13 protein-coding genes are annotated in these 16186 nt (G+C 44.8%); all 13 read right to left on the reverse strand.

The features are described from left to right. Window positions 1–29 precede the first annotated feature (29 nt). The gene (locus tag AC1DM9_RS12885; protein WP_477580327.1) at window positions 30–2708 is read right to left on the reverse strand and encodes an FtsK/SpoIIIE family DNA translocase; all 2679 of its coding nucleotides are present in this window, start codon (window positions 2706–2708) and stop codon (window positions 30–32) included. 81 nt (window positions 2709–2789) lie between these two features. After that, a complete protein-coding gene (locus AC1DM9_RS12890) occupies window positions 2790–3002 on the reverse strand; it encodes a YlzJ-like family protein (protein WP_477580329.1) in 213 nt (70 codons plus the stop codon). Next, window positions 2999–3736 carry a ClpP family protease gene (locus AC1DM9_RS12895; protein ID WP_430055122.1) on the reverse strand — a complete coding sequence of 246 codons (738 nt, stop codon included), beginning with the start codon at window positions 3734–3736 and terminating at the stop codon, window positions 2999–3001. The genes AC1DM9_RS12890 and AC1DM9_RS12895 overlap by 4 nt, the downstream gene beginning before the upstream one ends. Before the next feature lie 216 nt (window positions 3737–3952). After that, a complete protein-coding gene (locus AC1DM9_RS12900; protein WP_053375776.1) occupies window positions 3953–5632 on the reverse strand; it encodes a ribonuclease J in 1680 nt (559 codons plus the stop codon). Between the two features lie 433 nt (window positions 5633–6065). Beyond that, window positions 6066–6941 carry a 4-hydroxy-tetrahydrodipicolinate synthase gene (gene dapA / locus AC1DM9_RS12905; protein WP_076269197.1) on the reverse strand — a complete coding sequence of 292 codons (876 nt, stop codon included), beginning with the start codon at window positions 6939–6941 and terminating at the stop codon, window positions 6066–6068. Window positions 6942–6966: 25 nt separating this feature from the next. Next, window positions 6967–8181: an aspartate kinase gene (gene dapG / locus AC1DM9_RS12910; RefSeq protein ID WP_477580331.1), complete on the reverse strand. Its 1215-nt coding sequence runs from the start codon at window positions 8179–8181 to the stop codon at window positions 6967–6969. A 62-nt stretch (window positions 8182–8243) separates the two neighbouring features. Beyond that, complete coding sequence (gene asd, locus AC1DM9_RS12915) at window positions 8244–9278, reverse strand: aspartate-semialdehyde dehydrogenase (RefSeq protein ID WP_339208968.1); 1035 nt, start codon at window positions 9276–9278, stop codon at window positions 8244–8246. Window positions 9279–9306: 28 nt separating this feature from the next. Continuing rightward, complete coding sequence (locus AC1DM9_RS12920) at window positions 9307–9897, reverse strand: dipicolinate synthase subunit B (protein WP_441881234.1); 591 nt, start codon at window positions 9895–9897, stop codon at window positions 9307–9309. Continuing rightward, window positions 9894–10793 carry a dipicolinate synthase subunit DpsA gene (dpsA, locus tag AC1DM9_RS12925; RefSeq protein WP_441881236.1) on the reverse strand — a complete coding sequence of 300 codons (900 nt, stop codon included), beginning with the start codon at window positions 10791–10793 and terminating at the stop codon, window positions 9894–9896. The genes AC1DM9_RS12920 and dpsA overlap by 4 nt, the downstream gene beginning before the upstream one ends. A 128-nt stretch (window positions 10794–10921) precedes the next feature. Continuing rightward, on the reverse strand, window positions 10922–11365 hold the full coding sequence (gene dut / locus AC1DM9_RS12930) for a dUTP diphosphatase (protein ID WP_339208965.1): 444 nt from the start codon (window positions 11363–11365) through the stop codon (window positions 10922–10924). Beyond that, the gene (locus tag AC1DM9_RS12935) at window positions 11346–12614 is read right to left on the reverse strand and encodes a M16 family metallopeptidase (RefSeq protein ID WP_076269191.1); all 1269 of its coding nucleotides are present in this window, start codon (window positions 12612–12614) and stop codon (window positions 11346–11348) included. Before AC1DM9_RS12935 ends, dut begins: the two co-directional genes overlap by 20 nt. A 123-nt stretch (window positions 12615–12737) precedes the next feature. Next, window positions 12738–13733 (reverse strand): polysaccharide deacetylase family protein, encoded by a 996-nt coding sequence (locus AC1DM9_RS12940; RefSeq protein WP_477580334.1) that lies wholly within the window; start codon window positions 13731–13733, stop codon window positions 12738–12740. A 202-nt stretch (window positions 13734–13935) separates the two neighbouring features. Beyond that, window positions 13936–16035, reverse strand: a complete 2100-nt coding sequence (gene pnp, locus AC1DM9_RS12945; RefSeq protein ID WP_076269189.1) for a polyribonucleotide nucleotidyltransferase — start codon at window positions 16033–16035, stop codon at window positions 13936–13938. Window positions 16036–16186: the final 151 nt, after the last annotated feature.

The following is a 16186-nucleotide window of genomic DNA, read 5'->3' on the forward strand; positions in this document are numbered from 1 at the left end:
TTCGTTCCGTTTTCTGCAAACTTCGGAAATTATGAGCTAGCTCTTCCAGCTTGAAATTGATCGAGTGTAATTAACACTTCACGCGGCTTACTGCCTTCATAAGGACCAACAATAGAGCGAGCTTCCATTTGGTCGATCAATCTTGCCGCTCTAGTATAACCAATTCTCATACGGCGCTGCAGCAAGGAAACCGATGCCTGCTTCGCTTCCAATATCACTTGTACTGCCTGATCATAAAGCTCGTCCAGCATTTCGTTCCCATCCGTTGATTCCTCTTCAACTTCCGGTACAAGATCCTCTTTATACTGCGCTTCGGCTTGACCGCGTGCGTAGTTTACTAATGATTCTACTTCCTGATCGGATAAAAAGGCTCCTTGCACCCTAATCGGCTTCGACATCCCAACCGGCAAGAAAAGCATATCACCGCGGCCAAGCAGCTTTTCCGCTCCAACCATATCAAGAATGGTCCGAGAGTCTACCTGAGAAGATACACCGAAAGCAATACGGGAAGGGATGTTCGCTTTAATAACGCCCGTAATGACATCGACTGATGGCCGCTGCGTTGCAATGATAAGATGAATACCAGCTGCACGCGCCATTTGAGCAAGCCTTGCAATGGAGTCCTCTACATCGTTTGCAGCAACCATCATCAAGTCAGCAAGCTCGTCCACAATAACAACGATATAAGGAAGAACAGCTGCAGGATTATCGGCCATTAAATTGTTGTAGCCTTCGATATTGCGAGTTGCGGATTTGGAGAAAAGCTCATAGCGGCTTTCCATCTCAACAACAATTTTCTTTAGAGCCAGAGAAGCACGCTTTGGATTCGTAACAACAGGAGCGAGCAAATGCGGAATCCCATTGTATACGTTCAGCTCAACCATTTTTGGGTCAATCATAAGAAATTTAACCTCGTCTGGCGCAGCCTTATACAAAATACTCGTAATAATGCCGTTAATACAAACAGATTTACCCGAACCTGTTGCACCTGCTACAAGCAAATGGGGCATTTTCGCTAAGTTGCCTACGATCGTCTGTCCAGATATATCTCGGCCGAACGCGATAGACAATTTGGATGCAGCATTTTGAAACGCAGTGGTTTCCATTACCTCGCGCATCGTTACGACGGAAACCTCCATATTTGGTACTTCTATCCCTATGGCTGATTTCCCCGGAATCGGTGCCTCCATCCGAATATCCTTAGCTGCTAACGCAAGAGCGATATCATCCGTTAAACCAACAATTCGGCTAACCTTAACGCCCGTTGCCGGCTGAACTTCATAACGAGTTACTGCTGGCCCGCGAACAACATCCAGTACCTTGGCACGTACGCCAAAGCTTTCCAGCGTTGCCTCCAGCTTTCGGCGAGAGTCGTACATGTCGGACGCATCTGCATTTTTACTCATTAAATTCGGTTTAGTAAGCAGCGTAAAAGGCGGCAGCAGGTAAGGCTTAGGTGCGTTCTCTTCTGCAATAGGACGTTTCGGAATCGGTTGCTCCGTATCTTCCTCATACACAAGCGCTTCTGAAGAAGTAGTACCAGCCGCGATTATTTCAGGATCCAATAGATCCGTATCATCATCCTCAGCCTCTTCCAGAGTATCGTTAAGCAGCTCTGAATCGGCTAATTCCTGAATAGGATTCGTTTGGTTCCATGCTTCATCACGATTAGGTACAAGCGGCTCGTGGTCGATTATAAGACCATCACCAGCATTTTCCCATGGCGGCGTGCTGTCATGCTCATGAATATCTGGAGTTAATTCTGTATGTAAATCAGCGCCGGATTTCTCCCAAGGCGGTTCGATATCATTTTGCCAGGCAGGCTTTGCGCTTGCAAGCGTATCCGTTCCATTTGGCTCGAACACCCATTCATCCTGCGGATGACTGGATATATCAGACTCTTCCTCATCTTGATCCTGTCTCCAAGAGAAAAACAAGGATCTTCTCTTCTTCTTCTTGGGAGGAGCAGCAACATAACTTTCATGATCGTCATCAATCGTTTCATCATCATCATCGAAATCAGCCTGTCCAACATTGGCACTCGCTTGTGCTGCTGCGGCAGCACGCAGAGAAGACCTCTTCTCCCATTTAGCTGCAAGCAGCTTGAACATACGATTGCCACGGGCCGTTACCAATCTCCCTAACTCAACATACGACTTACCTGTCATAAGCATGATAGAGATCGCGAACATAACAAACATAATAAGCTTCGCGCCATAATACCCGAACAAAGAGAAAAATAATGAATATTGAATAGCGCCTACAAAACCACCGCTTATTTCTTTGTCTCTGATCGGTAAATCATTTTCGGCAGGTACACTTATTAAAGATAATTTCAAATCGCTGCTAAGCTGATTAAAAATCAACGACCCTGTCAAATCAGTCGTAGGGCTCAGCTTTTGATCAATTTCAGATATGGAGCTCATGAGTGTAAACGCCAGCACCATGATAAACAAGCCTGTTCGCTTGTTCGTCCACCCTTTAGGCCAAGTGCGTTTGATCATGACCGCAAGTCCAATGACAATCCCAATTAGTGCTAATACAAAATAAAACTTGCCGAGCACAAGCCCAAATAGCTTGGATAACGAGCGCCCGACAGCCGCCTCTCCAGAGAGGGCAATAATTGATATTGTAATAAGCAAAATTCCATATACTTCATATTTTAAGTTTGTGCCAATTGATTTTTTTCGTCTCTTTTTCTTTGCCAAATCCGTCACCTCTGGTAAAAGATTATACCATAGGTGGGCAAATGTTCCTATGAGACATTTGCACGAACATTTGTTTGTTCATTATTTATAATTCACAATCGTGCCCGGCATTAAATTTGGATTGAGATAGTCGTCGAGGCTGCAATCTAATAAACGAATAATTTTCCCCATTCCCGGTGCGATGGGAGTCACCTGCATCTTTACACCATTTGACCATACCTCTTGCGATTGCTCCATTTCGTTATTAAAGCCCTCCAGCACAACCTCAAGAGGCATATTCGTATAAAGTGTCATTGGATATTCACCTCAATTCTTCCGAGCTTGGAAGCCTCAATTCTTCGGTTTAATTCCTTTAACGCCTCACCCAAGCCGCCAACGGCATCAATCAGACCATGCTTGACTGCATCAGACCCAATAACCGTAGTTCCTATATCCCGTGTAAGCTCCCCCGTCTTGAACATGAGCTCTTTAAATGTATGTTCCGTCACGTTCGAGTGCGAAGTTACAAATCGTACGACGCGCTCCTGCATTTTATCCAAATATTCAAAGGTTTGTGGTACACCGATTACTAAACCGTTAAGACGAATTGGATGTATCGTCATCGTTGCTGTTTCTGCAATAAACGACATATCGCCAGCAACGGCAATCGGAACGCCTATAGAGTGTCCTCCGCCAAGCACGAGCGTTACTGTTGGCTTGCTGAGTGATGAAATCATCTCAGCTATTGCCAGTCCTGCCTCGACATCGCCGCCTACAGTATTCAGAACGATAAACACACCTTCAATTTTATGATTTTGTTCAGCTGCTACGAGTTGTGGAATAAGATGCTCATATTTAGTCGTTTTATTTTGCGGTGGCAAAACGAGATGTCCCTCCACTTGCCCAATGATGGTCATACAAAAGATATTGGATTCCGTCAATGCAGGAGCCGCTGTCTGACCAAGCTGCTGAATCGTTTCGACAACAGCATTCGCCTTTTTTTTATCGTCTGGAATAGGTTGTTCAGGCTGCTCTGAAGTAAACTGCATGTTTGTGTGACCATTCATTTAAATATCCCCCTCTTATGTTGATGCTCGTCATAGTATGAGGTCTGGTCAAAAATTTATACAAAATACAGTCTAGATCTCTTGATTTGACAAACCAAGCAGAAAAGTCTTCTGTTCTTATATAAAAAAAGAATCGCTTGTGTCCGCCGCGGCAATTGCGGAAAGGACAAGCGATTCTTTTCATTAATTATTTATATGTTAAACTTCCATAATGATTGGCAAAATCATTGGACGACGACGAGTCTGCTCGTACAAGAAACGACCAAGCGCATCCTTCACATTCGTTTTGAGCGATGCCCACTCATTTACTTTATCATTCATCAAACGTGTAAGCGTCGATGTCACGATGCGATTGGCTTCATCAAGAAGACCTTCGGATTCACGAACATAAACGAAACCGCGAGAAATAATATCTGGACCAGACAAGATCGCGCCATCTTGTTTGCTTAATGTAACAACAACGACCAAAATGCCATCTTGCGACAATAGCTTGCGATCACGCAATACAATGTTACCAACATCGCCTACGCCCAATCCATCAATCAATACGTTTCCTGCTTGTACTTTCGAGCCTTTGCGGCCGCTGCCGTTCTGGAACTCAACTGTATCACCGTTATCAATAACGAAGATGTTCTCGCGCTCAATTCCGATTGCTTCCCCAAGCTTCGCATGCTGACGAAGCATACGATATTCACCGTGGATAGGAATGAAGTATTTTGGCTTAATCAAGTTAAGCATAAGCTTAAGTTCTTCTTGGCTGCCGTGACCAGATACGTGAACGCCTGAAACGGAACCATTTCCGTAAATAACATTTGCACCAAGGCGGAATAATTCATCAACAGTACGACCAACATATCTTTCGTTGCCCGGAATTGGTGTTGCCGCAATAATGACGGTGTCGCCTGGTAAAATATCAACTTTGCGATGTGTCGAACGTGCCATGCGAGTAAGCGCCGACATCGGCTCGCCTTGACTGCCTGTACACAAAATAACAACACGATCAGCAGCTAATTTGTTTACTTCTTCCGGCTCGATAATCATTCCCTCTGGAATATTCAAGTAGCCAAGATCAGAAGCGATACCTACAACGTTAACCATACTGCGGCCAACAACCGCAATCTTACGTTTTGTTGCAATAGCAGCATTTATAATTTGTTGAATCCGGTGTACGTTGGAAGCAAAAGTTGCTACGACAACGCGTTGTGACGATTTGCGGAAAATATCCTCTAGATTGTCGCCAACTTGTGCTTCAGATGGCGTGTATCCTGGACGTTCAGCATTTGTACTGTCTGACAATAGCGCCAAAACGCCGCGCTTGCCAATCTCAGCAATACGCTGCAAGTCAGCAAATTGCTCATTCACCGGCGTATGGTCAAATTTAAAGTCACCTGTATGAACGACAGTACCTTCCGGTGTATCCAAGCTGACACCAACGGAATCTGGAATACTGTGGTTCGTTCTGAAGAAGGATGCACGAATCGTGCCTAATTGAATTTCGCTATCTGCATTGATGAGAATACGTTTCGTTTCTCCGAGCAAGCCGGCTTCCTTCAATTTTCCTTCGATAAGTCCGAGTGTTAGTTTTGTTGCATATAATGGCACATTTAAGCTTTTTAGTACATAAGGCAAACCGCCAATATGATCCTCGTGACCATGTGTAATAATAATTCCGCGAACTTTGTCGCGATTTTCCGTTAGGTAAGAGATGTCAGGGATAACAATATCGATTCCGAGCATGTCCTCTTCAGGGAACTTAAGTCCTGAGTCAACTACAACGATATCATTGTTATATTGGATGACGTACATGTTTTTCCCGATCTCGCCAACTCCGCCTAGTGCAAAAATGAGCAATTTATCCTGGTTGTTCTTCTTAGACAAGTGTTTTCCTCCTTAAAATTTTGCGAAGCGAAATTCGCTTCGTAATCATTGGGTTAATTTTCGAAGCAAAATAGCTTTGTAAGCATTTTCTTAAATATTTCGAAGCGAACGGCTCCGTAAGCATCTAATTATTATTGCGAAGCTATAATGGCCTCGTAAGTATTGTCGTAATATGGAAAAGCAATATTTATTTTGTACGGATCCACAGGTAATTAATGCCGAACATTGTTTACCTATGCGTTGTTATCGTCAGATGCCGCTCTGACGTTAATTTCATTTCCAAATATTTGCCGCACCCAGTCACTTGAAATCATTATACATGAAGAAAAAGCTGGAATACAAGTGAAACACGATATTGCTATTATGCAATATGCTTCCCAAAAAAATAAAACCGATGCTGGATGCACCGGCTGCAATCAACGATTACGTGTATTTACACCAGTAAATTGCGTAAGAATGCGGCCTCAGCCTCGGTCACAGTAACAAGCGGAAGTCTAACTCCTCCAACTGGCAAACCTTTTAAGCCAAGTGCAAATTTCACGGCCACAGGATTAGGTACAGGATGAGGACAATAGAATAAACCTCTGAAAATTGGATGTAAAATACCATTTATTCGAGCAGCTTCCTGAACGTTTCCGTTCACATAGGCTTCGATTAATTGTTTCATTTGCGCGCCAACGACATGTCCCGCAACGCTAACGATTCCGTAAGCTCCAATAGCTAAAGCAGGAAGTGTAGCACTGTCGTCCCCGCTGTATACTTTAAATCCTGCAGGAGCACCACTAATAATTTGAGTTAATTGATCTGTTGAAGCACAATCTTTTGTCGCCACAACATTGTCGATTTGTGCTAAGCGAAGCGTCGTTTCGACAGAGATGTTGACTCCCGTACGACCTTCCACATTATACAAAAGAATAGGCAATTTTGTTGCTTCAGCAATAGCCTTAAAGTGCTGATAAAGTCCTTCTTGACTAGGACGGTTATAATATGGAGCGACAAGCAAAATGCCATCAACGCCTGCTGCTTCTGCGTCTTTTGTCAGATGGATGGAATGGGCTGTGTTGTTGCTGCCCGTACCAGCAATGATTTTGCAACGACCATTCGCATGCTTAACAGCAAATCGGAACAGTTCCAGTTTTTCTTCATCGGAGAGCGTCGGTGATTCGCCAGTCGTGCCTGAAACGACAAGACTATCGCTTTGCTGCTCCTCAATCAAATAATCAATTAATTTTGCTGTCGTTTCCCAATCAATATGACCGTCCGCATCAAATGGGGTTACCATTGCGGTAATTAGTCTTCCAAATTCCATCTGAATTCCTCCCAAAAAAGTTGCTCTATCGATGAAGCTCGAACTTAGCGTGCAGAGAACGAAGTGCCTCTACCATATCCGCTTCACGAACGAGCACCCATATCGTAGTATTAGAATCAGCCGATTGCATGATTGAAATGCCCTGCTCCGTCAGCGCTTCCACGATACGCGCCATAACGCCTGGCTCTCCATTCATACCACCGCCGATGACGGATACTTTAGCACAGCCTTTAATAGCTGAAGGTGCAAAGCCGCATTCCTTCAGTACATCAACTGCACGTTTAGCATCATGATCAAATACGGTATAAACTGCACCGCTTGGCGTTACATTAATAAAATCAACACTAATATGATGTTTAGCCATAGATTGAAACACTTGCAGCTGCACGTCATTTCGGCCTTCAATACCCTTTACTGATATTTGAGTAATCCCTGCTGCATGGGCAATTCCTGTAACATGACGATCCTTAACCGCCAGCTCAGCCTTAAGCTCAGCAGAATCAGTTACTAATGTGCCTGTTTCACTTGAGAAGGTAGAACGAACGCGGAGCGGTATACGAGCCTGCTGAGCAATCTCAACGGCACGAGGATGGATAACCTTAGCTCCTTGCCTTGCCATGTTGCATATTTCAGCATAGCTTACGACAGGAAGCGGTTTCGCCTCCTCGACTAATCTAGGGTCCGCCGTTAAAATCCCGTTAACATCCGTATAAATATCGACCATTTCAGCGCGCAGCGCAGCACCTAATGCTGTAGCTGAAGTATCGCTTCCGCCGCGGCCAAGTGTTGTCGTATCTCCTAATGCAGTGCTTCCTTGAAAACCTGTTACGATTACAACGGTTCCTTCACGTAAATGATGAAGCACCTTATCTGGCCGAATCTCTTTGATTCGGGCTTGCCCATACTGCTCGTCAGTAATCATGCCCGCCTGTCCTCCGGTTAGGACAACGGAAGGAATGCCGCTCGCAATGAGCAAGCTGCATAAAGCGGCTGCGGAAATAATTTCTCCGCAGCCTAGCAGCATATCTCGCTCACGCGCTGGCAGCCTGTCGCCATTATCACGTATAACCTGAAGCAAGGTATCCGTTGCGTAAGGATCGCCCTTACGCCCCATAGCAGATACGACTACGACTACAGCAAGGCCACTGCTGCGTTCTCTGGTAATATGACTAATTACGTGTTCTCTGGCATGATCGGTAGAAAGAGAGGTGCCCCCGAATTTTTGAATCAGGATGCGCATATTATAATCCTCCATGATCGATCCAGGGAAGAAGCAAGCTTTATTACCTTTTACTTAATACATTAACCTCTTGCGATATGTTCAGCGATTTGAACAGCATTCCATGCTGCTCCTTTGAGCAGGTTATCGGAGACGATCCACATATTAAGTCCGCGATCCGATCCAAGATCACGTCTCAAGCGACCAACAAATACATCCGGCTTACCGGCAGCATCAGTCGCAAGCGGGTATTGCTGATTAGCAGGATCATCAACGAGCGTAACGCCCGGTGCATCTGCAAGCAGCTGCTTAACCTCTTCCAAATCGTAGTCGTTTTTGAGCTCAACATATAGAGATTCCGAGTGACCGTAAACGACAGGAATTCGCACGCATGTAGCTGTAACCTGAATAGACTCGTCACCCATAATTTTTTTCGTTTCGCGAACCATTTTCATTTCCTCAAGCGTATAACCATTCTCTTGAAACTTATCAATTTGCGGAATCGCATTAAATGCAATTTGATGCTTAACCGGCAATGCGCCTACTGGAAGAATAGCTGGGTTTACCTCTTCACCCTGAAGTGAAGCTGTAGTTTGACGAAGCATCTCATCTATGGCAAGATTTCCAGCACCAGAAACCGCTTGATAGGTGGAAACGATAATACGCGAAATGCCAAAACGGTCTTGTAGCGGTTTAAGAGCTACTACCATTTGAATGGTCGAGCAGTTCGGATTAGCGATTATGCCCTTATGCTCGCTAACCTTCTCAATATTTACCTCAGGAACGACAAGCGGTGTGTTTTCGTCCATGCGGTATGCATTGGTGTTATCAATACATACTGCACCATGTTTAACCGCATGTGGAGCCAATGCTTTAGTAACATCGCCTCCTGCACTAAACAAAGCGATGTCGATACCTTCGAAGCTTTCCGGCTTTGCTTCTTCAACCGTAAGCTCCTGATCTTTAAATGTAATTTTTGTGCCGGCTGAGCGAGCAGACGATAACAGCTTAAGCTTTCGGATCGGGAAGTTTCTGGAAGCAAGTAATTTCAGTATTTGTTCTCCTACTGCGCCTGTTGCACCAACAACTGCAACGTTAAACAATTTCTGATACGACATCTGTTGTCGTCTCCCCTCTATCCGTGTGTCATGAATGACGTTCGATAAGCAGAGGCTGCAGCTGTTTGCCAGAGAGGGCAGCTTCGCATGCTTCCAAGACCAAATCCATTCTGGCAACAAGCGAATTAGGCTTCTGCACCGGGTTATCTTGGCCGAACGGTACAAAATAAATATGTTTAGCCACTAATAGCTTCGCTATGTTAGCGGCATTTAAACCAAGTCCATCATTTGTCGAAATAGCAAGAACCAGCGGACGGCCGTTGCGCATTTGGGCTTTAGCAGCCATAAGTACTGCGCTGTCCGTTATCGCATTTGCAAGTCGGCTTGTCGTATTTCCTGTGCAAGGTGCTATGACAAGAACGTCCAGCAGCTTAGAAGGCCCAAGTGGCTCCGCCTGCACAATGGTCGAAATAAGTTCATTTCCGGTAATCGCTTTTAACTGTGTTTGCCAATCCTCGGACTTTCCAAATCTAGTGTCCGTTGTCATAAGTGTATTCGAAACGATCGGCACCACATTGGCCCCCGCATCGACGAACCGCTTAATTTCAGGCATAACTTCAGCAAACGTACAATGTGAGCCTGACAATGCATAACCTACCGTAATTCCAGACCAATTCATATCCCATTCCCCCGCTTAATCGTATCGTCCAAAATCAACTGAGATAAGCAATCCGCTATGATACGTCCAGCTGTTTTCGGTGCGACGATACCGGGTAGTCCGGGTGCGAGCATCGCTTTAATGCCACGCTTCTCAGCGAAGCGGAAATCTGTCCCGCCAGGCTTCGATGCGAGGTCAATAATGACGGCTCGCGAAGGTAAATTTGCGATAATTTGTGCTGTGACTATCATAGTCGGAATTGTATTAAAAAGCAAGTCAATATTGCTCACATGATGCAATAAACCACTGATGTAGAAAGGCTCAAAACCCATCTCTGCCGCTCTTGCAAACTGCTCTGAACGCCGTACACCGACCTTCACTTTGGACCCCAAACCTTGAAGCGTTCGTGCCATTGTAAAGCCTGTTCTACCGAAACCAAGCACCATAGAAGAAGACCCATGAATCGTAATATCCGTATTCTGAATGGCCATCATTAAGGCGCCTTCCGCTGTCGGAATTGAATTGTATATGGCAACATCATCACGGTCAAACAGCTCAACGAGCGACAGTGAATGCTGCTCGCATAGCTGACGCAAATAAGGCTTCGCCATTCCTGTATATACTGTGCAATGTTTTGGCAGCTTTGCAAAATGGCTGTCTGCCAGCTGCATTTGTCGGTCACTAAAAACACTCTGGATGATCCCTTGATCATCAGTGCCTACGGCAGGCAACAACAACGCATCGACGGATTCAAATAGCTGTTCCTCGAACTCCGCCTGTACCGCTCCGTCGAGTGACGAATGCAAGCCGTCAAAACCCGAAACTGTGACAGCAGCATCAAGCTCAGTCAGCTTTCGAATTACCTCCAGCTGCCTTGCATCACCACCAAGCAGCAGCACTTGAACGCCTGTTAGCATTAAGCTTCACTCCTTTCTTGCTAATAGCTCTAGATCATCTTATGCTTGCGCCCAGAGCGGGGTGAAAAAGAAAAAAAGATCGGGCATATGCCCGATCTTCTTAATACTCATTTATGAATTCAAATCGCTTAAACGCCAGTATGTCCAAACCCGCCGGCACCTCGTACGGTGTCAGGCAGCTCATCAGCTTCTATAATCGTAACTGCCGGCACGAGTTGGAATACCATTTGAGCTATTCTTTCCCCGCGCGTAATTGTAAACGGCTGATCGCCTAAATTAACGAGCAGCACTTTCACTTCTCCTCGGTAGTCCGCATCAATCGTTCCTGGTGAATTCAAGCAAGTAATGCCATGCTTATACGCAAGGCCGCTGCGCGGTCTAATTTGCGCCTCCAGCTCCCCGGGCATTGCCATTGCAAAGCCGGTAGGAATAAGCTTACGCTCGCCTGGCTGCAATACAACAGGCTCTCCTACAGAAGCTTGCAGATCAAAGCCAGCTGCCCATTCGGACATTTTTTTCGGTATGGCTATATCTTCATTTCCTTCTAATCGTTTAAACTGAACTTGATACAAATTGATCCCTCCTGAGCTCTGCTGCTGCTTTATCATTCGTTCCGACCATTGCAACGGAGAAAGGAGCAGCTAACATACGCTTCGTAACATCAACTACATCTGACATCTGCACCGAATCGATACGCTTCAACAGCTCATCAAGCGTGTAATGATGACCGAGCATCAACTCGTTCTTGCCCAATCGATTCATTCTGCTGCTCGTGCTCTCCAAGCTCAAAATCAAGCTGCCCTTCAATTGCTCCTTGCCGCGGTGCAGTTCATCCTCGCCTAATCCTTTTACGGACAGCTCGTTCATCTGCTCCATCGTTAAATCAAGTACTTCCTTCGTTTGCTTAGGCGCCGTTCCAGCATATAAAGTAAACAAGCCAGTATCCGCATAAGAAGTGTGATAGGAATAGACAGAATACGCGAGTCCGCGCTTCTCTCTTATTTCTTGGAACAGCCTCGAGCTCATTCCGCCCCCTATAGCATTGTTAAGAAGAATCATGGCATACAAATTTGAATCGGTAATCGAACACCCTGGGAAAGAAACACATAGATGGTTTTGCTCTGTTTTCTTTTTGTAAAACAAATAATCGCCATGAAATGCCGGAGGCGTAATGATGGATGAAGCTGGCTTGCTATTCTTAAAGCTTCCAAAATATTGTTCCATTAACGCAAGCAAGCTCTGCTCTTCAACATTGCCCGCAACACTGATTACTACATTCTCAAGCGTATAAGTATCATTCATATATCCGCGAAGCGTATCGGAGGTCATGGCAGTCAAACGATCCTCAAGCCCCAATATCGAATAAGCAAGCGGATGTTCACCGAATGCTGCGCGAGAAGCTTCGTCATGCACCTTATCATCCGGAGTATCCTCATACATAGAGATTTCCTCTAGAATAACATTTTTTTCTTTCGCCAATTCTTCCGGATCAAATTGGGAATTAAAAAACATATCCGAGAGAGCGTCTACGGCAAGCGGCAAATGCTCATCAAGCACCTTGGCAAAATAACACGTATATTCCTTCGAGGTAAACGCATTGACATTTCCGCCTATACCGTCGAATAAATCCGCTATGTCCTTTGAAGTACGGCTTTCTGTGCCTTTGAACAGCATGTGTTCAATGAAATGGGAGATACCGTTATTTTCTGGCGTCTCATTGCGTGAGCCCGTTTTGACCCATATGCCAAACGATACTGATCTTACTGTCGGTATGTATTCTACGACAACACGCAATCCATTGCTAAGTGTGTATTTGTTCATCAGTAGTCCTCCTCATGTTTTGTGCAGCAAAATGATCATTATTATACGTCTCATCATTTTGCCTTACAAAACTGACATCATATACATGTGACTCTAAACATGAATGTTTTTACTATAGCAGAATCAGTCCGCTCCCTCAACTTCATCGGGAATCCGCTTGGAGGAAAGCGTCTCACTAACCGTTCCTATCGCGTAGCCTTTTGATTTAGCTGTAGCAATTATGCCAGGCAGCGCATCTCGTGTTGTGGCTGTAGGATGCATTAATATTAGCGCTCCAGGCTCTAATTTCGCTGCAATTTTGCGCACAACGGCATCTGCCGGCGGTTTCTGCCAATCAACCGTATCAATGGTCCACAGCACCGTTTTTAACCCCTGCTCCTCGGCGATCTGGACAGTAGCTTGATTAAAAGAGCCCGAAGGCGGAGCAAACCATTTGTTGTTTACGTTCAAGCTCGATTTTAATAAAGCTTCGGTTTTGGCTATTTGATTGTATTGCGCTTCCCTGCTAATCGCACTCATATCAGGATGAGTATACGCATGATTAGACATTTCATGTCCTTCAGCTTGTATTTGCTTAGCAACATCAGCGTTTTTACTTAGCCAACTGCCATCAAGGAAAAAGGTAGCTTTCACCTTTTCACGTTTAAGTGTTTTTAAAATGGAATCTATGTACTCATTGCCCCAAGCAACATTGATCATAAGCGATATCATCTTTTTGTTGGGATTGCCGCGAAAGATCGGATGTGGACCAAGATCATTAAGGCTAATTTCGGGTTCAACCTCTTTATATACATAAGGAATGGTTTGAGAAGGCGGAGCGAGCAAGGCAGCTTCGAGCGTTTTATCCACATCGACTTCCAAGCCGTTATACCCTGGAATAGCTCTCCAAACACGATCAATCCGCGCGTCTACTGGTGCAATATTCAGCTTATCTGCTTCTTCTGAAATCATGTTCAGCAGCCTCTGCTTCTCCGATTGCGTATAAGAATATTGTGCATAAACCATTTTATTATCATATTTTAAAGAAGAGAGAAATTTTGATATGTCGTCGTTCATACTGACGAATGCAAGCACTAGAAGCATGCTTGCCACAATTGCAGCTGATTTTCTAAGCATCATTATTCCCACTCCCATATAAGTCCTCGCACGCTTCCTAAGCTTGACCTTATTTCGGCATGTTAATTCATATGTATGAAAAGTAGGACGAGAATATGCAGCGGATGGGCTAGATGGTGACCCGATGTCGCTTAAAAAAACAAAAAGAGCCAGATCAAATCTGTCTCTTTTCTTCTTATTAATATGACCGCCAAGCCTTAAAAGCTTATTGCGGCGATGCTTCTGGCGTCATCAAAATTTTGGCAGACAAGTTAATACGGCCTTGTCCGTCAATTTCGGTTACTTTAACTTTGATTTGGTCGCCAATGTTAACGACATCCTCTGTTTTTGCAACACGTTCATTCGACAATTGAGAAATATGGACAAGTCCATCTTTGTTCGGCAGAATTTCAACAAAAGCACCGAACTTCTCAACGCGCTTAACCGTACCCATATAAATTTCACCAACAACCACTTCTTTAACGATACCTTCGATAATCGATTTAGCTTTTTGGTTCATCTCTTCGTTTGAAGAAGCAATAAATACCATTCCGTCTTGCTCGATATCGATTTTCACGCCAGTTTCTTCAATGATTTTGTTGATGATTTTTCCGCCTGCGCCAATAACATCACGGATTTTGTCCGGATTAATGCGAAGCGTCAAAATTTTCGGTGCATACTTCGATAAGTTTGGACGAGTAGTCGGCAAGCTTTCGAGCATTTTACCTAGGATGAAAATACGGCCTTGGCGAGCTTGTTCAAGCGATTGCTCCAATATAGCGCGGTTGATGCCGGCAATCTTGATATCCATTTGAATAGCTGTAACGCCTTCAGCTGTACCTGCAACTTTAAAGTCCATATCGCCGAGATGATCTTCCATCCCTTGAATATCAGAAAGAATTGCAAAGTGATCGCCATCTTTAATGAGACCCATAGCAATACCAGCTACTGGCGCTTTGATTGGTACCCCTGCATCCATCATAGCAAGTGTGCTTGCGCAAATGCTTGCTTGTGAAGAAGAACCGTTAGATTCCAAAACTTCCGAAACAAGACGAATCGTGTAAGGGAATTCAGCTTCAGATGGAATAACTTTGGAAAGTGCACGTTCTCCGAGAGCACCATGCCCGATTTCACGACGGCCTGGCGGACGAAGCGGACGTGCTTCACCAACGCTGAACGGCGGGAAGTTATAGTGATGCATGAAACGTTTTGTTTCTTCTGGTGAAATACCATCCAAAATTTGAACGTCGCCCATTGCGCCAAGCGTACAAATACTTAGTGCTTGTGTTTGTCCACGAGTAAACAGCCCTGTTCCGTGTGTGCGAGGCAAAATTGCCACATCACAATCGATTGGACGAATTTCATCAAGGGAACGGCCATCTGGACGAACTTTATCATGAGAAATAAGACGACGTACTTCTTCCTTCACGATGTCATAAAGAACTTCTTTAACATCAGAGAGAAGTTCTGGCGTATCGATATATTGCTCTTCAAAGTGAGCAACTGCTGCGCTGTTAACTGCATCAATTGCTTCTTGACGAGCATGCTTTTCTTCAACCTTAATCGCTTCAACCAAACCAGCAGAAGCATAAGCGCGAACATCAGCATTCACTTGCTCATTTACAGTATGTAGCTTAACTTCCATTTTCGGTTTGCCGGCTACAGCTTGCAGCTCTTCTATTTTTGCTACGATCTTTTTGATTTCGTCATGACCAAACATAATCGCTTCAAGCATTACTGCTTCAGAAACTTCGTTTGCTTCTGCTTCCACCATCATAATCGCATCTTTCGTTCCAGCGACAACTACAAAAATATCCGTTTCTACGCTTTGCTCCACCGTCGGATTAATTATGAATTCGCCATTAACACGACCCACGTTTACTCCGCCAATTGGACCGTCAAAAGGAACGTCAGAAATGGATAGTGCAGCAGAAGTACCGATCATAGCCGCAATTTCTGGCGAACAATCTTGATCCACGCTCATTACAATGTTCATGACTTGAACGTCATTCCGGAAACCTTCAGGGAATAACGGACGAATAGGCCTGTCCGTAAGTCGGCTGGACAAAATCGCCTTCTCGCTTGGACGGCCTTCACGTTTAATGAATCCACCTGGAATTTTACCAACAGCATACAAACGTTCTTCATAGTTAACAGTCAATGGGAAGAAATCCAGATCCTTCGGACCTGCTGACGCTGTTACCGTACACAATACGACAGTATCACCATACTGAACAGTGACTGCTGCATTCGCCTGCTTCGCAAGGCGGCCGGTTTCAATGGATAGCGGTCTTCCGCCTACCATCATCTCAATTCGTTGTACCATTTTATCCCTCCTAATAGTTATTCGATTAGTCTATTTCACTGCTAATTGGCAGTTTATTCCGAGTGTTTCCCTATTACAAAAAGCAACCCGAATCCGCTCATCCGTTATTCCCGGACGGCTGGACAACCAGGTTGCTTTTCTTTACGCATGT

This window comes from Paenibacillus sp. 01T431, from assembly GCF_056398625.1.

Coding starts and splice junctions, on each gene's coding strand:
- AC1DM9_RS12890 (WP_477580329.1), bottom strand. CDS start 3,002: ATGACACTTTATACGAATATGCCTCTTGAGGTTGTGCTGGAGGGCTTT.
- dapA (WP_076269197.1), bottom strand. CDS start 6,941: ATGGAATTTGGAAGACTAATTACCGCAATGGTAACCCCATTTGATGCG.
- pnp (WP_076269189.1), bottom strand. CDS start 16,035: ATGGTACAACGAATTGAGATGATGGTAGGCGGAAGACCGCTATCCATT.
- AC1DM9_RS12935 (WP_076269191.1), bottom strand. CDS start 12,614: ATGAACAAATACACACTTAGCAATGGATTGCGTGTTGTCGTAGAATAC.
- AC1DM9_RS12920 (WP_441881234.1), bottom strand. CDS start 9,897: ATGAATTGGTCTGGAATTACGGTAGGTTATGCATTGTCAGGCTCACAT.
- dpsA (WP_441881236.1), bottom strand. CDS start 10,793: ATGCTAACAGGCGTTCAAGTGCTGCTGCTTGGTGGTGATGCAAGGCAG.
- AC1DM9_RS12895 (WP_430055122.1), bottom strand. CDS start 3,736: ATGCAGTTTACTTCAGAGCAGCCTGAACAACCTATTCCAGACGATAAA.
- AC1DM9_RS12940 (WP_477580334.1), bottom strand. CDS start 13,733: ATGATGCTTAGAAAATCAGCTGCAATTGTGGCAAGCATGCTTCTAGTG.
- asd (WP_339208968.1), bottom strand. CDS start 9,278: ATGTCGTATCAGAAATTGTTTAACGTTGCAGTTGTTGGTGCAACAGGC.
- dapG (WP_477580331.1), bottom strand. CDS start 8,181: ATGCGCATCCTGATTCAAAAATTCGGGGGCACCTCTCTTTCTACCGAT.